The sequence below is a fragment of the Leyella stercorea genome, from assembly GCF_021531655.1.
Genome location: NZ_JADYUF010000001.1, coordinates 104,819 through 120,644 on the forward strand (window position 1 = coordinate 104,819; position 15,826 = coordinate 120,644).

At 49.0% G+C, this 15,826-nt stretch carries 13 protein-coding genes; 7 read left to right on the top strand and 6 right to left on the bottom strand.

All coding sequences use genetic code 11. The features are described from left to right. The first annotated feature begins 50 nt into the window (after positions 1-50). Positions 51-1,127 (top strand): SPOR domain-containing protein, encoded by a 1,077-nt coding sequence (locus I6E49_RS00425; RefSeq protein ID WP_235399957.1) that lies wholly within the window; start codon positions 51-53, stop codon positions 1,125-1,127. A 2-nt stretch (positions 1,128-1,129) separates the two neighbouring features. After that, entirely contained in the window at positions 1,130-1,663 is a 534-nt protein-coding gene (locus I6E49_RS00430) for an FHA domain-containing protein (RefSeq protein WP_235399958.1), read from the top strand. 739 nt (positions 1,664-2,402) lie between these two features. Here I6E49_RS00430 and I6E49_RS00435 read toward each other — a convergent pair. Together I6E49_RS00435 and I6E49_RS00440 are read right to left on the bottom strand one after the other, a co-directional pair. Next, complete coding sequence (locus tag I6E49_RS00435) at positions 2,403-2,936, bottom strand: FHA domain-containing protein (RefSeq protein WP_235399958.1); 534 nt, start codon at positions 2,934-2,936, stop codon at positions 2,403-2,405. A gap of 2 nt (positions 2,937-2,938) precedes the next feature. Next, complete coding sequence (locus I6E49_RS00440) at positions 2,939-4,015, bottom strand: SPOR domain-containing protein (protein WP_235399957.1); 1,077 nt, start codon at positions 4,013-4,015, stop codon at positions 2,939-2,941. Between the two features lie 181 nt (positions 4,016-4,196). Between I6E49_RS00440 and I6E49_RS00445 the strand changes: the two genes are divergently transcribed. The 3 genes from I6E49_RS00445 to queG are packed head-to-tail and all read left to right on the top strand — an operon-like array spanning position 4,197 to position 9,095. After that, entirely contained in the window at positions 4,197-7,529 is a 3,333-nt protein-coding gene (locus I6E49_RS00445; RefSeq protein WP_235399956.1) for a glycosyltransferase family 117 protein, read from the top strand. Beyond that, the gene (locus I6E49_RS00450) at positions 7,526-8,137 is read left to right on the top strand and encodes a polysaccharide deacetylase family protein (RefSeq protein WP_235399955.1); all 612 of its coding nucleotides are present in this window, start codon (positions 7,526-7,528) and stop codon (positions 8,135-8,137) included. The genes I6E49_RS00445 and I6E49_RS00450 overlap by 4 nt, the downstream gene beginning before the upstream one ends. 31 nt (positions 8,138-8,168) lie before the next feature. Then, positions 8,169-9,095 (top strand): tRNA epoxyqueuosine(34) reductase QueG, encoded by a 927-nt coding sequence (queG, locus tag I6E49_RS00455; protein WP_235399954.1) that lies wholly within the window; start codon positions 8,169-8,171, stop codon positions 9,093-9,095. A 6-nt stretch (positions 9,096-9,101) separates the two neighbouring features. On the opposite strand, the gene I6E49_RS00460 is transcribed toward queG, so the two are convergent. The 4 genes from I6E49_RS00460 to nudC form a co-directional block, all read right to left on the bottom strand. Then, a complete protein-coding gene (locus I6E49_RS00460) occupies positions 9,102-10,097 on the bottom strand; it encodes an N-acetylmuramoyl-L-alanine amidase-like domain-containing protein (protein ID WP_235399953.1) in 996 nt (331 codons plus the stop codon). Continuing rightward, positions 10,094-11,206, bottom strand: a complete 1,113-nt coding sequence (locus I6E49_RS00465; protein WP_235399952.1) for a DUF4421 domain-containing protein — start codon at positions 11,204-11,206, stop codon at positions 10,094-10,096. Before I6E49_RS00465 ends, I6E49_RS00460 begins: the two co-directional genes overlap by 4 nt. Before the next feature lie 55 nt (positions 11,207-11,261). Then, a complete protein-coding gene (locus I6E49_RS00470) occupies positions 11,262-12,245 on the bottom strand; it encodes a Gfo/Idh/MocA family protein (protein ID WP_235399951.1) in 984 nt (327 codons plus the stop codon). A 96-nt stretch (positions 12,246-12,341) separates the two neighbouring features. Beyond that, entirely contained in the window at positions 12,342-13,121 is a 780-nt protein-coding gene (gene nudC / locus I6E49_RS00475; RefSeq protein WP_235399950.1) for an NAD(+) diphosphatase, read from the bottom strand. Between the two features lie 209 nt (positions 13,122-13,330). On the opposite strand from nudC, the gene I6E49_RS00480 reads away from it, so the two are divergent. Continuing rightward, positions 13,331-14,704, top strand: coding sequence for an SLC13 family permease (locus I6E49_RS00480; RefSeq protein ID WP_235399949.1), 1,374 nt, complete (start codon positions 13,331-13,333; stop codon positions 14,702-14,704). 109 nt (positions 14,705-14,813) lie between these two features. Beyond that, positions 14,814-15,791, top strand: coding sequence for a 6-phosphofructokinase (gene pfkA / locus I6E49_RS00485; protein WP_235399948.1), 978 nt, complete (start codon positions 14,814-14,816; stop codon positions 15,789-15,791). Positions 15,792-15,826 lie beyond the last annotated feature (35 nt).

Here is a 15,826-nt window from a genome sequence, read left to right on the forward strand (position 1 = left end):
AGTTTTTTATTTGTATTTTTGTACATTGAAACAAAATCAGCCAACGTATTATGACAGAATTGGAAAGACATATAGCTAAATTGTTGTTGGACAACGACTGCGTCATTGTCCCCGGATTCGGAGGCTTTATGGCACACCATATCGCCGCATCATACGATGAGAAGAACCACATATTCCTGCCTCCGACAAGAACTGTCGGATTCAATCCCCGACTCACCATGAACGATTCGGTACTGGCGCAGGACTATGTCAACTGCTACGACTTGAGCTATCCCGAAGCCCTGAAGCGCATAGAAAGCGAGGTGGACGAATTCCGTCAGATGATAATGAGCGAGGATGGCGGCCACGAACTCTGCGGCATCGGGCGGCTCTACGTATTGGACAACGGCGAATACGACTTCATCCCTAACGACAACGGCATAACGACTCCTGCCACATACGGCTTCCAGGCATTCGAGCTTGACACCTTGCCCGCCGACGAGTCGCAACCGGCAAGCACACAAGCCGCCTCCGTAGCCGGCATCCGCAGGAGCGAACCCTCGCCGTTCGCAGCCTACAACCCTATGGCCGAGAGCGCCGTTCCTGCTCAGACACATACTACCGAAGAGGCCGACCAGGAGCAACAGACCGACTCGCCCAACATTCCGGTCAAGATGCTGCGCCACATGGCAGCAGCCTGCATCGTGCTGTTCATCATGCTTTCCATCCCCTCACGACTGGGCGATGCAAGCACAGGAACAGTAAGCCATAGCGCCATCGACACCAACTGGCTATACGAGATAATGCCCAAGGAGATGACAAGCGGCAAGCCCGAGAGCCTCGTCCCTTCAGGGCAAAGCACACAAGCCGAGGCCATCACGCCGACAGACGAGCCAAGCGCCCTGCCATACTACACTATAGTACTCGCAAGCCGCGTCTCGATAAGTAACGCCCAACAGTATGTAGACCACCTGCACAAGCAGGGAATGACCGAGGCAAGAGTATGCCACAACAACGGATTCACAAAAGTAATATACAGGAAATTCGCCAGCAGAGCAGAGGCCAACAACGCCTTGAACAAGCTCAAGACCGACAAATCATTTGCCGACTGCTGGATAACAGAAATAAAACAGAACGACAAACATTAAGAATGAAAAGAGTAAGATGCCCTAAATGTGACAACTACATCACATTCGACGAAAAGAAATATACCGACGGACAGTCGCTCGTGTTCCAATGCCCACAATGCGGCAAGCAGTTCGGCATACGCATTGGCGTTTCCAAGCTGCGCAAGACACAGAAGGAGGACACGCCCGAAGAGAATGCCGAGGGCAACGAATACGGCTATATAACAGTCATAGAGAACGTCTTCCACTACAAGCAGGTCATACCCCTTCAAATGGGCGTCAACACCATAGGACGCTACATGAAGAACAGCGGCGTCAACTGCGCCATCGAGACCAACGACCCGAGCATCGACATCAACCATTGTACAATAACCGTCAGCCGTGACAAGAACGGCAGCCTGAAGTACATCCTCAAAGACGGCCCGAGCTATACCGGAACATTCGTAGACAACGTTATCCTGGGCGACCGCGAACAAAGACGCATCGAAGACGGCACATTGTTCACCATAGGCGCAACAAGCATCATACTACATGCGCCCTCTACCAGTCAGGAGTAGAAAACATAATAAACTGGACCAAGGAGAATATGGAAGAAACAATGGCAGACAGAGCGAAGAACGCTTGACAAGCCTTCATTTCTGTGCCATATATGAAACTGCTAACTTTGTAGATGACGGAATGTAAATGGGCATGCAAGGACGGAAATGGGCATGCAAGGACGGGCTGAACCAAAGGTCGCCGGCGCGAAGCGGAAAGGCAAAGCCCAATGACCTCCATAGGAGAGTGTGTCATAACTCAATTATGCGGGCTGAAAGCCCAATAAGCACATAGCCCAAGGCAGCGCCTTGGGTGTACGGATTGAAAATAGCAAAAACGCCCTGTAAGGGCAAAAGCATTGATAATTAACGCTTTTGCCCTTACAGGGCGCATTATGATTTGCGATACTTTTACCCAGGGTGTTGCCCTGGGCTATGAGCTTCTGCCCCTTCGGGGCGTACTGCTGTGACTTTTGACACGCCCTCCTATGTGCTTATTGGGCTTTCAGCCCGCATAATTGAGTTATGACACACTCTCCTATGGAGGTCATTGGGCTTTGCCTTTCCGCTTCGCGCCGGCGACCTTTGGTTCAGCCCGTCCTTGCATGCCCATTTCCGTCCTTGCATGCCCATTTACATTCCGTCATCTACAAAGTTAGCAGTTTCATATATGGCACAGAAATGAAGGCTTGTCAAGCGTTCTTCGCTCTGTCTGCCATTGTTTCTTCCATATTCTCCTTGGTCCAGTTTATTATGTTTTCTACTCCTGACTGGTAGAGGGCGCATGTAGTATGATGCTTGTTGCGCCTATGGTGAACAATGTGCCGTCTTCGATGCGTCTTTGTTCGCGGTCGCCCAGGATAACGTTGTCTACGAATGTTCCGGTATAGCTCGGGCCGTCTTTGAGGATGTACTTCAGGCTGCCGTTCTTGTCACGGCTGACGGTTATTGTACAATGGTTGATGTCGATGCTCGGGTCGTTGGTCTCGATGGCGCAGTTGACGCCGCTGTTCTTCATGTAGCGTCCTATGGTGTTGACGCCCATTTGAAGGGGTATGACCTGCTTGTAGTGGAAGACGTTCTCTATGACTGTTATATAGCCGTATTCGTTGCCCTCGGCATTCTCTTCGGGCGTGTCCTCCTTCTGTGTCTTGCGCAGCTTGGAAACGCCAATGCGTATGCCGAACTGCTTGCCGCATTGTGGGCATTGGAACACGAGCGACTGTCCGTCGGTATATTTCTTTTCGTCGAATGTGATGTAGTTGTCACATTTAGGGCATCTTACTCTTTTCATTCTTAATGTTTGTCGTTCTGTTTTATTTCTGTTATCCAGCAGTCGGCAAATGATTTGTCGGTCTTGAGCTTGTTCAAGGCGTTGTTGGCCTCTGCTCTGCTGGCGAATTTCCTGTATATTACTTTTGTGAATCCGTTGTTGTGGCATACTCTTGCCTCGGTCATTCCCTGCTTGTGCAGGTGGTCTACATACTGTTGGGCGTTACTTATCGAGACGCGGCTTGCGAGTACTATAGTGTAGTATGGCAGGGCGCTTGGCTCGTCTGTCGGCGTGATGGCCTCGGCTTGTGTGCTTTGCCCTGAAGGGACGAGGCTCTCGGGCTTGCCGCTTGTCATCTCCTTGGGCATTATCTCGTATAGCCAGTTGGTGTCGATGGCGCTATGGCTTACTGTTCCTGTGCTTGCATCGCCCAGTCGTGAGGGGATGGAAAGCATGATGAACAGCACGATGCAGGCTGCTGCCATGTGGCGCAGCATCTTGACCGGAATGTTGGGCGAGTCGGTCTGTTGCTCCTGGTCGGCCTCTTCGGTAGTATGTGTCTGAGCAGGAACGGCGCTCTCGGCCATAGGGTTGTAGGCTGCGAACGGCGAGGGTTCGCTCCTGCGGATGCCGGCTACGGAGGCGGCTTGTGTGCTTGCCGGTTGCGACTCGTCGGCGGGCAAGGTGTCAAGCTCGAATGCCTGGAAGCCGTATGTGGCAGGAGTCGTTATGCCGTTGTCGTTAGGGATGAAGTCGTATTCGCCGTTGTCCAATACGTAGAGCCGCCCGATGCCGCAGAGTTCGTGGCCGCCATCCTCGCTCATTATCATCTGACGGAATTCGTCCACCTCGCTTTCTATGCGCTTCAGGGCTTCGGGATAGCTCAAGTCGTAGCAGTTGACATAGTCCTGCGCCAGTACCGAATCGTTCATGGTGAGTCGGGGATTGAATCCGACAGTTCTTGTCGGAGGCAGGAATATGTGGTTCTTCTCATCGTATGATGCGGCGATATGGTGTGCCATAAAGCCTCCGAATCCGGGGACAATGACGCAGTCGTTGTCCAACAACAATTTAGCTATATGTCTTTCCAATTCTGTCATAATACGTTGGCTGATTTTGTTTCAATGTACAAAAATACAAATAAAAAACTGTAAAGCAAAATATAAAATGATAAAGTTGGTGATAATATAATATGTTATGGCGAAAAAATATTATCTTTGCATCTTGGAATGCGATTGTAGTGATAATACACGTTTAATTTTTTATATTTCTCATTATTAAATGAAACAGTACAAATTAGTGAACAATGTATTGGGGTGGCTTACCTTCCTGGTGGCTGCTTTCGTATATTGCTCGACGATTGAACCGACAGCCAGCTTCTGGGACTGTCCTGAGTTCATTACAACCGGCTATAAGCTGGAAGTAGGTCACCCGCCTGGAGCACCTTTCTTTATGCTCACGGCCAACTTGTTCTCGCAGTTTGCGAGCGACCCGACGCAGGTGGCTAAAATGGTAAATACTATGAGCGCTTTGCTGAGTGCTACTACCATTCTTTTCCTGTTCTGGAGTATCACTCATTTGGCGCGCAAGCTGATATTGAAGGACTGGAGCGAGATGACAACGGGCAAGCTTATTGCCATTGAGGCATCAGGACTTGTAGGCGCTCTCATCTACACCTTCTCCGATACATTCTGGTTCTCGGCTGTGGAGGGCGAGGTTTATGCCTATTCGTCGGCATTTACTGCCATCGTGTTCTGGCTCATCCTGAAATGGGAAGACCATGCCGACGAGCCTCATAGCGACCGCTGGCTTGTGCTTATAGCGTATATGACGGGTCTGTCGATAGGCGTTCACCTCTTGAACTTGCTCTGTATTCCGGCTATAGTATTGGTATATTGCTATCGTCGCTATCCGCATATCGAGCTGAAGGGCTCGTTGCTGGCTCTGCTTGTCTCGTTCGTTATTGTGGCAGGTGTGCTGTATGGCGTAGTGCCGGGCATCATTAATGTGGCAGGATGGTTTGAACTGCTGTTTGTCAACCAGTTGGGCTGTCCGTTCAATACGGGTGAGATAATATACATCATCCTGCTTGTTGCCATCGTGATATGGGCTATATACGAGTCGTATACCGACCGCAACTTCAAGCGTCAGAACATATCGTTCACACTCGCTGTAGGTATGTTGGGCATTCCGTTCCGTGGTATGGGATGGGGCGCAGCCTTGGTAGGCATCGTCATTCTTGTAGCCATATACTTCGGACTGAACTATCGCAAGAAGGCGGACAAGCAGCTTGTGCCCGTAGTGTCGGCACGCTTCAAGAATACTGCCTTGCTGTGCATGCTTATGCTGATGATCGGCTATTCGAGCTATGCTGTTATCGTAATCCGTTCGGCTGCCAACCCGCCGATGGACCAGAACTCGCCTGAGGATGTGTTCACCCTCGGTTCGTATCTGAGCCGCGACCAGTATGGCGACTCTCCGTTGCTTTATGGCCAGGCTTACACCTCGCAGGTGGCATTTGACGTAGAGGGCAACATGTGCATCCCCAAGCATAAGGAAGGTGCTGCCATCTGGCAACGTAAGGAGAAGGCATCTGAAAATGAGAAGGATTCGTACTTCGTCGTTTCGCACAAGGACAAGCTCGTTTACGCACAGAACATGCTGTTCCCGCGTATGCATTCGTCGGCTCACGCTCAGGCTTATGAGAATTGGCTGGGTGGCGTCACGGGTACAAACGTGCCTTACGACCGCTGTGGCGAGCAGGTGACCGTGAAGATGCCTACACAATGGGACAACATACGCTTCTTCCTCTCTTACCAATGCAACTTCATGTACTGGCGCTACTTCATGTGGAACTTCGCAGGAAGACAGAACGACCTGCAGGGTAGCGGCGAACCCGAGCACGGCAACTGGATAACGGGCATCTCGTTTATCGACAACTGGATGCTTGGCGACCAGAGCAAGCTGCCGCAGGAGTTGAAGGAGAACAAGGGACACAACGTGTTCTATTGTCTGCCTCTGTTGCTGGGTCTTATCGGACTCTTCTGGCAGGCATGGCGCGGACAACGAGGCATACGTCAGTTCTGGGTAGTGTTCTTCCTCTTCTTTATGACGGGTCTTGCCATTGTGCTCTATCTGAACCAGACTCCGCAGCAGCCTCGTGAGCGCGACTATGCTTATGCAGGTTCGTTCTATGCTTATGCCATCTGGTGTGGACTTGGTGTATTGGCGTTGTACGATATGCTCAAGAAGAAGCTTAAGACCAACGATGTGGCTCTTGCCAGCGTGCTTGGCGTAGCCTGTCTGCTTGTGCCCGTACAGATGGCTTCGCAGACTTGGGACGACCACGACCGCAGCGGACGCTACACTTGTCGCGACTTCGGACAGAACTATCTGATGACGCTCCAGGACAAGGGCTACCCGATAATCTTCACCAATGGCGACAACGACACGTTCCCATTGTGGTATAACCAGGAGACCGAAGGATTCCGTACAGATGCCCGCGTATGCAACCTCTCTTATCTGCAGACCGACTGGTATATCGACCAGATGAAGCGTCCGGCTTACGATTCGCCTTCTGTGCCTATCACTTGGCCGCGCCTTGACTTCTGTTCGGGAACCAACGACTATGTGCAGGTGGATCCGTCGCTCAAGCAGCAGATAATGGATTTCTATAAAGAACATCCGGCTGAGGCAAAGGAGCAATTTGGCGAAAACCCATTCGAGTTGAAAAACGTACTGAATAACTGGGTTCGTACTAAGAACAAGGAAATGCACGTCATTCCGACCGACACACTCTATCTGACCATCGACAAGGAGGCTGTAAAGAAGAGCGGAATGATGATGGCAAGCGACACTATACCCGACCGTATGGTAATCTCGCTCGCAGGCAAGCGCGCTCTGTACAAGAACGACCTCATGATGCTCGAGATGCTCGCACAATGCAACTGGACACGTCCGCTGTATGTTGCGGCAACCGTAGGTTCGGACAACTACATGAACCTTGGCGACAACTTCGTGCAGGAGGGTCTGGCTTACCGCATCACTCCGTTCACCACCAACAAGCCGGGTGCAAAGAACTTCGACACCGAGAAGACATATAATAATGTAATGAACCGATATAAGTTCGGCGGCTTGGACAAGAAGGGACTCTATATTGACGAGACCGTAATGCGTATGTGCTACACCCATCGCAATCTCTTTGCACAGCTGGCTCTCGCACTCATTCGGGAGGGCAAGAACGACAAGGCTCTGAAGGTGCTGCGCAAGGCGGAGAAGTCAATACCTGAATATAATGTGCCCAATACTTTTGTTTCGGGTTCGGCAGATCTGGCTCGTGCCTATGCTCTGATAGGATGCAAGGCTGATGCAGCCCGCATATTGCGACAGGTTTGGAACAACGCCAAGCAATATGCCGACTACTATGTATCGCAGGAAGGCTCGCGCTTCGACATGTGTCAGACAGATGTAATGCGCCAGCTCTATTATATGCAGGGTATTTCGGATATAGCCCAGCTTGTGGACGCGAAAATGGCTAACGAATGGCTCAAGACTGCCAATGCCATCTATGCCGTCTATCAGGCCAAGGGCGGACAACCTTTTGAATCGCGATGATAATTGAACAGCCTTCAATATGGTTGCGTTGGTTGTTTCCAGGTGCAACCTGGAGAATGAACCGCAACGAACGTTCGGTATATCTCACGTTTGACGACGGACCTATACCTGAGTCGACGCCGTTCATTCTGCAAACATTGAAAGAGTTTGGGATACACGCCACTTTCTTCATGGTAGGAGACAATGTGCGCAAGTATCCCGACCTCTACAGAAGTATTGTTGCGGAGGGCCATCAAGTGGGCAATCATACCTATCATCATCTTGGAGGCTTCAAGCATTTTGCCAAGACATATATTGACGATGTGGAGCGTGCCAACGACCTTATAGGCGCCCACCTCTTCCGTCCGCCACATGGCGCTATGAGCTACAGCCAGTACATCTGGTTGCGTTGCAAGTATCGCATCGTGATGTGGGACCTCGTGACACGTGACTATTCCAAGTGGCTTAGTGCGGACGACGTGTTCAATAATGTAAGGCGATATGCCCGTAATGGTTCAATCATTACTTTCCATGATTCGGTAAAGAGTATCGACAAGCTGCGTACCGCACTTCCGAAGTCGCTCAAATGGCTTAAGGAGCAGGGGTATGAGTTTAAGACTTTCGACTGAAGTCGTGGAAACAAAAACGTAATTAAAGATAATGGACAAACGACAATTATCTCTTAAAATAAAAGCCGAGGCAAAGAACCTCGGCTTTTTTGCTTGTGGCATAGCCAAGGCCGCGGCTGTGGACAAGGATGTTGTGGATTCGTACCGCAAATGGATTGACAATGGCGAGCATGCTACGATGAATTATCTTGAGAATTATCCCGACAAGCGTTTCGACCCACGGCTGTTGATGGACGGACTCAAGAGTATTGTGTCTGTTGCGTTGAACTATGCGCCGTCGCATACTCTGCCCGAAGGCGAACCGCAGTTTGCTGCCTATGCACTTGGCAAAGACTATCATGATGTGGTGAAGGGAAAATTGCGCATGCTTGCCGAACGGCTTGGATTTGAGGAGTATAGAGCGTTTTGCGATTCGGCTCCCGTGCTCGAACGCTATTGGGCTGTGAAGGCTGGGCTTGGATGGACCGGACGAAACCACCAGCTGATAATACCTCATGCCGGTAGTATGTTCTTCTTGGGTGAGCTGTTCCTGCCCGTAGAATTGGAGTATGATGAGGAGATGAAGCCGCGTTGCGGCAATTGCCACGCATGTATCGACGCTTGTCCGTCGCACGCTCTGACGATGGGGGAGGGAAGGTCGGATTTTGACGCCCGCTTGTGCCTGAGCTATCAGACAATAGAGAACCGTGGCGACATTCCCTCCGACTTGTCCGAAAAAATGGGCGATACGATATATGGCTGCGACTGCTGTCAGAAGGCCTGTCCGTGGAACCGTTTTGCGCAACCCAACACTACTCCCGAACTTCAGCCATCGCAAGACCTGCTTGACATGAAGCGTGAGGACTGGCTGTCGCTAACTGAGGACGACTATCGTCATTTGTTTAAGGGGAGTGCCGTGAAACGAGCCAAATATTCGGGGCTTATGCGAAATATCCACACGGCCCTTGACAAGGAGTAGAGCAGTCTACTTTATCCTTACTATTCTTATTCCGGTCTGCGACGGATGTTTCTGCATATATTGGTAGAGTGTCATAGGCTCTTCAACAACCTTCTTGTGTATTTGCGATGCGTTGAGCATGTGTAGCCCGTCTTTGTGCCACACGGCTATACCTATGTGCGAAGTGTCGAGCCCAGCCTTGGATGTAGTTATAGCGATGATGTCGCCATCGTGTATGGACGAGCGCAGCAACTTGGTGTTGTGGATGGCTGATTTGGGAATGTAGCTGAACTTCTTGCCGGAGAGGAGTTGCTCGGTCTTGGCTATCCGTTCTATCATTTGCGGATTGTTCTTCAGCATAGGATAAAGCGAAGCGTGTGTGCTCATGAAGTCGATACGCAGGGTCTGTATTGCTGTGAATGGAGGGTTGGGCGACTGTATCTCTTGGACGAATCCCTTCTGGGTGTTCTCGTAGATCCAGTCGGTAAAATAATGCTGGCGGGCAGGATAGCTCACCTCTCCGTTCTGGTATCTCACCATACGCAAGTAATGAGCGTAGTCGTCGAATGCGGTCTTGCCGTTTTTGATGCAAAGATATATGGCAAGAACGTTCTCCACATAAGTGGTACAGTCGAGTTGGCTAAGATTTATCACAAGCTTCTCCTGCTTGTTCACCTCAAGCGTCTTTGCCACATACGGAATGCCACGCAGTTGGCGGGCTATAGCGATTATAAGGTCAGGATTGGCTGTATGTTGTGCGTATTTATTGACGATTTGCCCAATCCTTGCCTTGTCTTCCGTCTCATTATAATAGGTGATAGAGACAGAGTCGTCGGTGTAAGACGAGGACCTGGGGGCTTCTTTATATGCCGTTGAAAGCTTCTGCTGTTGTGTAATCTGCTGTGTGTCAGCGTTATGCTGTATTTGTGGATTCTTTTTGTTGGCCGAAGGGCTGCCGCATTGGGCGAGTAATGCCACGGCAAGTGATAGAAAAGCTGTTGTCATGATAAAGTGATTTTTCATTTCATTCTTCCAAAGTTAACTCCTACATAAATGTTAAGGCTACCGAATATATTGTTGGTCGAGAACTTCGGCTTATGGTAGTTGTACGTGTGGATTATGGCGTTGGCACCATAGTACCATCGCATATTGTTCCATACAATTCCGAAGCGTCCCACTCCGTCGATATTGAAGTTGTGGAAAGAGAAGTCCTTGAGTGTGAATGTAGAGTGATTGGTGTCGCTCGACGAACTTTTGTAGCCCAGAGCCAACGACAACGAGGCAGCCGCCAGCCAGTTGCGGGCAAATACCCAGTTGTAGCCGTATCCACCCGACAACGAAACATCGGTATATTTAATCTTCTTGAATTTCAATTCGGGGTCCATGTAGCGCTTGGCAGTCTCCTCGCCAAGGTTTTCGGCAACGATGTCGTACAGTTTCTCCCAGTCTATGCTTAGCGAGTGGCGGGTGTAGCCTATGCCGCACAAGGCAGAACCGCACGACTTGCGTTGTATTGTCGATTGGCTGAAGGCGGCAGGGTAGGAGAATCGCTTGTGATTGAAGATGTAATACATGTTGAATCCCTTGATACTCACGTTGATACCGTCGTAATTCGTGCCGTTTAACGTACGTGTGTTCACCTTGCCTTCGCTATCAAGTTGGGCTTTCGAAATCTTGTAGTCGTTGCCCGTCTTACGATAGAACAGGTCTACGCCAAGTTGTGAACTATAGATAGAGAGGTCAAGTTCGGTTCGCTTGTCTCCGCTGTTGATGTTCTTCAAGTCGAATGTGTAGCCCAGGAAAACCCATCGCCAACCTAAGTACGGTCCGAGTTTGAAGGTCGGGAGCGGGGCGAAGGTGAAGTCGTTACCCATAGTCGACGCTATGCGGTAAATCTCATAAGTGTTGGTGTTTTGTAGCATAGCTGTGTAGTTGAACTTTTGAGGTTCGATATAGCACGTGTCTACTTCGCTGAAATTCCTCATAAACCTACCCAGGGTTCGGCCTACTACACGGAAAAAAGTGTTGTGACGGTATTTTTGAGGCGCACTAATGGTGTCTGCCGCAGTTTGAGCCTTGGCAGACATTCCCGAAACACATACGGACAACAATATTGTTATGGTTCTTTTCAAATACAAATCCTATAAGATTGTTATGTGGTTTTCTCGCTCTCTACAACGGTTTCGCTTATAGCTTACCCAGAATTCTGTCCATCACCCAATTGACTGGTGTGGCGCTCACGCTTGTGCATTGGCACACTCCCAAGCCTTGGAGGTGTTCAATTACAGAGCGAATGATAGGTAGCTGTACGTAAGAAGGATTAGGCACGACGATGTTTGTCCGGCCTGCACTTGTCACCAGTTGTATAGGGGCGTAGTCGTAAACCGAAAACGACAACATGCCTTTGTCGCCAATAACCTCTATACGGTCTTCCTTGGCGCTTTGATGGCCTACGAAGCACCATGAACCGCTGCCTGGCAATCCGTTCTCGAAGAAGAAACTGGCACTTATGGAGTCCTCTGCCTTGTACAGATGTGCTCTGTTGGAGCAATATCCGTGAGCTCGTGTGATGACTCCGAATATATCCTGCAAGAGATCGAGCTGATGAGGAGCCAGGTCGTAGAAGTAGCCTCCTCCGGCAATGTCCGGTTGTAGTCGCCACGGCAGGTTGTGGGCATCCTGATAGTCAAGGTCTCTTGGCGGAACAGAGAAACGTATCTGGACATTTACGATTGTGCCTATAGTTCCTGAATTGATAATGTTCTTTACCTTCTGAAAATAAGGCAGATAACGTCTATAGTAAGCCACAAAGCACGGCACACCCGTAATCTCGCTTATGCGGTTGATGCGGGCGCAGTCTTCATAGCTTGCAGCTAATGGTTTTTCTATATACACGGGTTTGCCAGCCTTCATTGCCATTATTGCAAATGTAGCGTGGCTTGAAGGCGGAGTGGCTATATATACGGCATTTACGTTAGGGTCGTCGATAAGTTCCTGTGGGTCTGTGTACCACTTTTTTATATTATGGCGTTTGGCGTACGACTTTGCCTTTGCTTCATTACGGCTCATTACTGCCACCACGCTTGAGCCAGGCACCTCGTTGAATGCCGGTCCGGATTTCTTCTCGGTCACCTCGCCGCATCCGATAAATCCCCATCCTATTTGTTTCATATCTTAATAACTAAATCAAAACTCATTATTGTCAACTGCTCAGGCTACGGCGAGGACGCCATAGCCTCCTATAATTCAACACTCAACATTCAAAATTCACTCGTGTTCTTCCAGCCATTTGTCAATCAGCATTCTTGCAAGGCTGAGTTTTTCGGGAATTGTAGGCAGATTGTTCTTGTTAAACCAGTTGCCGCGCGACAATTCCGACTCCTGTAACTTAAGGCCGCCTCCGTCGTATTCGGCAAAGAAGCCAACCATGAGGCCGCAAGGGTAGGGCCATGGCTGCGACTTGAAGTATCTCAGATTTTTTATTGAGATGGACGCCTCTTCCCATACCTCACGTCTTACTGCCTCTTCGAGCGATTCGCCAGTCTCTACAAATCCGGCAATACATCCGTAGAAGTCGGTCTTGAAGTTTTTGGCGTGTACCAACAGCAGGTCGTCGCCACGGTTTATGAGTACGATTATGGCAGTAGCCAGTTGGGGCCAAATGGTCTTGCCGCAATTAGGGCATTTCTTTGAAATGTCTGTATCCATCACCATAGGCGACCCGCATACGCCACAATATTGCGTGTTGCGGTCCCAGTAGAGCAGCTCATGGCATTTGCCGGCTTTCAGATAAAGAGGATGCGAAAGTTTGTAGAACGACTGTCGGAGACCGCACAATTCGAATGTGCCGTCTGTACAAGTCTGCACATCGTCTATCTGCAAGGCTTTCACCTTCTGCCCGCTGTCCATAGGCGAAATGTCCATAATATGAGTATTGTGAGTGGTCGTGACGGGTGCTTGCTCGCAATACGGGATGGTAAAAGTACCATCCGCACATTTTTGTAGGAGAAGCTCCCCTTTATTGTTGAATACAAACCAGTAGTACATAGTAATGTTTTAAAAAGGTTATATTTTAAATACAAAGGTACTTATTTTTTTATATTAAGAATAAAAACATGACCTATATTTTATTAAAAGATAGAGGCTTATTGCATTTGAATCAAATCTCTGTTAACTATTTTTATTTTTTAGATTTAAAACTTGTGCAGTTCAGATATTTTTGTACCTTTGCAACCGATAAATCTAATATACAGCTTATGACTCTTGTCATCATAACAATAATACTAATTGGCTATTTCTTGATAGCGACAGAGAAATTTACCAATGTAAACAAAGCTGCGGTTGCCATCTTTGTAGGGACGCTTGGCTGGATACTTTACATTTGTTATGGATCGGATTTTGTTATGGGACAGCACGCCAAGGACTACGCTTCGTTCTTGGATGGCGCACCGGCTTCGTCGGCTGCCGTAAAGCAGTATATTTTTCAGAATCTTTTCTTGAAATATGTGGGCAGAGCGTCTGAGATTGTTCTCTTCTTGCTTTCTACTATGACGATAGTGGAGATATTGCAGAACAACGGATGCTTCGACTTTATCTCACAGATGCTGCGTACGCGTAGCGGCAAGAGGATGCTTTGGACCTTGTCGGCAATTACATTCTTGATTTCGGCAAACCTCGACAACCTTACGGCGACTGTTATGATGCTTACCATTATGCATGCCATTGTGAGCAGACAGAGGCAGCGTGTCATCTTCGGATGTGCCATTGTTTTGTCGGCAAATTGTGGTGGTGCACTTACGGTTATAGGCGACCCTACGGGGCTCGTGCTTTGGAATATCGGCGCAGTAACAGCTACCAACTATTCTTTGACGATGGCTCTGCCGTGTCTTATAGCATGGCTCTTCCCGATACTTTGGCTGCAACGTGGCTTGCCGCGACGTATTGAGACCGAATGGATTACGATGCCTTATCGTGGCGATGATACCAATCTTAACCTGTGGCAGAGAGCCTTGATGCTGTTTGTCGGGATTGGCGGATTGTGGTTTATTCCTACATTCCATAACATTACTAAGCTTAGTCCGTTCCTTGGTGCGATGTGCGTACTGTCGCTATTGTGGATTGTCAACGAACTGATGAATCGCAAGCTGATGAATGCCGACCAGATGATACAGCGTCGTGTGCCGCGAGTGCTACAATATGGCGTAATTCAGATGATACTGTTCGTACTGGGCATTATGCTTGCGCTTGGAGTGGTACGCGAGACGGGATTCCTGAACAGAGTGGATGCTTTTATGGGTGGTATTGCCGACAATATGCTGGTAGTGGGTTTTGCCACTCAGATTGTAGGTAGCGTATTGGACAATTTCGCAACACTTATGTCTATGGTTTCGTTGCACGATGTTGCCGAAACGGGCAGTAATCTTGCGCTTTATGGACAGAATGGAGCCTATTGGAAGATTGTAGCATATGCGGCTGCTATGGGAGGCAACATTCTGTGTATAGGATCTATGAGCGGACTTGCCCTGATGAAGATGGAACGCATAAAGCTCAATTGGTACTTCGTCAATGTGGGTTGGGTTTCGTTCGTTGCGTCTATAGCAGGTATGGTTTGTTTGTGGCTGCTGGTATAATGCCCTTACATTATGAATGCTCTTATATAAATACCCTATTAACACCCCATAAAAAAACACCCTAATACTTTAACGGAAAATTTAATAATCTTAAATACAAAAAAATCGTATGGCTAAAATTCAGACAATTGGAATCTTGACTTCCGGTGGCGATGCCCCGGGAATGAATGCTGCAATTCGTGCCGTGACTCGTGCGGGTATATGCAATGGATTTAATATAAAAGGTATCTATCGTGGTTACGATGGTCTTATAAATGGCGATATTGAGGATTTTACAACCGAAAACGTTAGTGGTATAATTATGTCGGGTGGTACAATCCTTAAGACAGCACGTTGCAAGGAATTTACTACCGATGAGGGCAAGGAGAAGGCTTATGAGCAGATTAAGGCTCATGGTATTGATGCTTTGGTTGTTATCGGTGGTAACGGTTCGTTGACTGGTGCTATGGAGTTTGCCAAAAAGTATGACATCTGCTGCATTGGCTTGCCGGGCACTATCGACAACGACCTCTATGGTACAGATTCAACCATTGGTTACGACACTACTATGAATACCATCGTAGAATGTGTTGACCGCATCCGCGACACAGCCCAGAGCCATGAGCGTATTTTCTTTATTGAGGTGATGGGACGTGATGCTGGTTTCCTCGCACAGAACTCTGCCATTGCAAGTGGTGCCGAGGCAGCCATTATTCCTGAAGACTCTACCGACGTTGACCAGTTGGCACGCTTCATGGAGCGTGGCATCCGTAAGTCGAAGAAGAGCTGCATCGTAATCGTTTCGGAAAGCCCGAAGTGTGGCGCCATGTATTATGCCGAGCGCGTGAAGAACGAGTTCCCGCAGTACGATGTACGTGTGTCTATTCTCGGACACTTGCAGCGTGGCGGACGTCCAAGCGCTCACGACCGTATCCTTGCTTCCCGTACTGGTGTAGGTGCCATCGAGGCAATACTACAGGGCCAGCGCAACGTGATGATTGGTGTGCGCAACAACGAGATAGTGTACGTACCCCTGAGCGAAGCCATTCGTAGTGACAAGCCGTTCGACCGCAAGCTCATCAAGGTGCTCGACGAACTGAGCATCTAAAAGTGGTCGATTTACACTACAAAAATGGCATATTT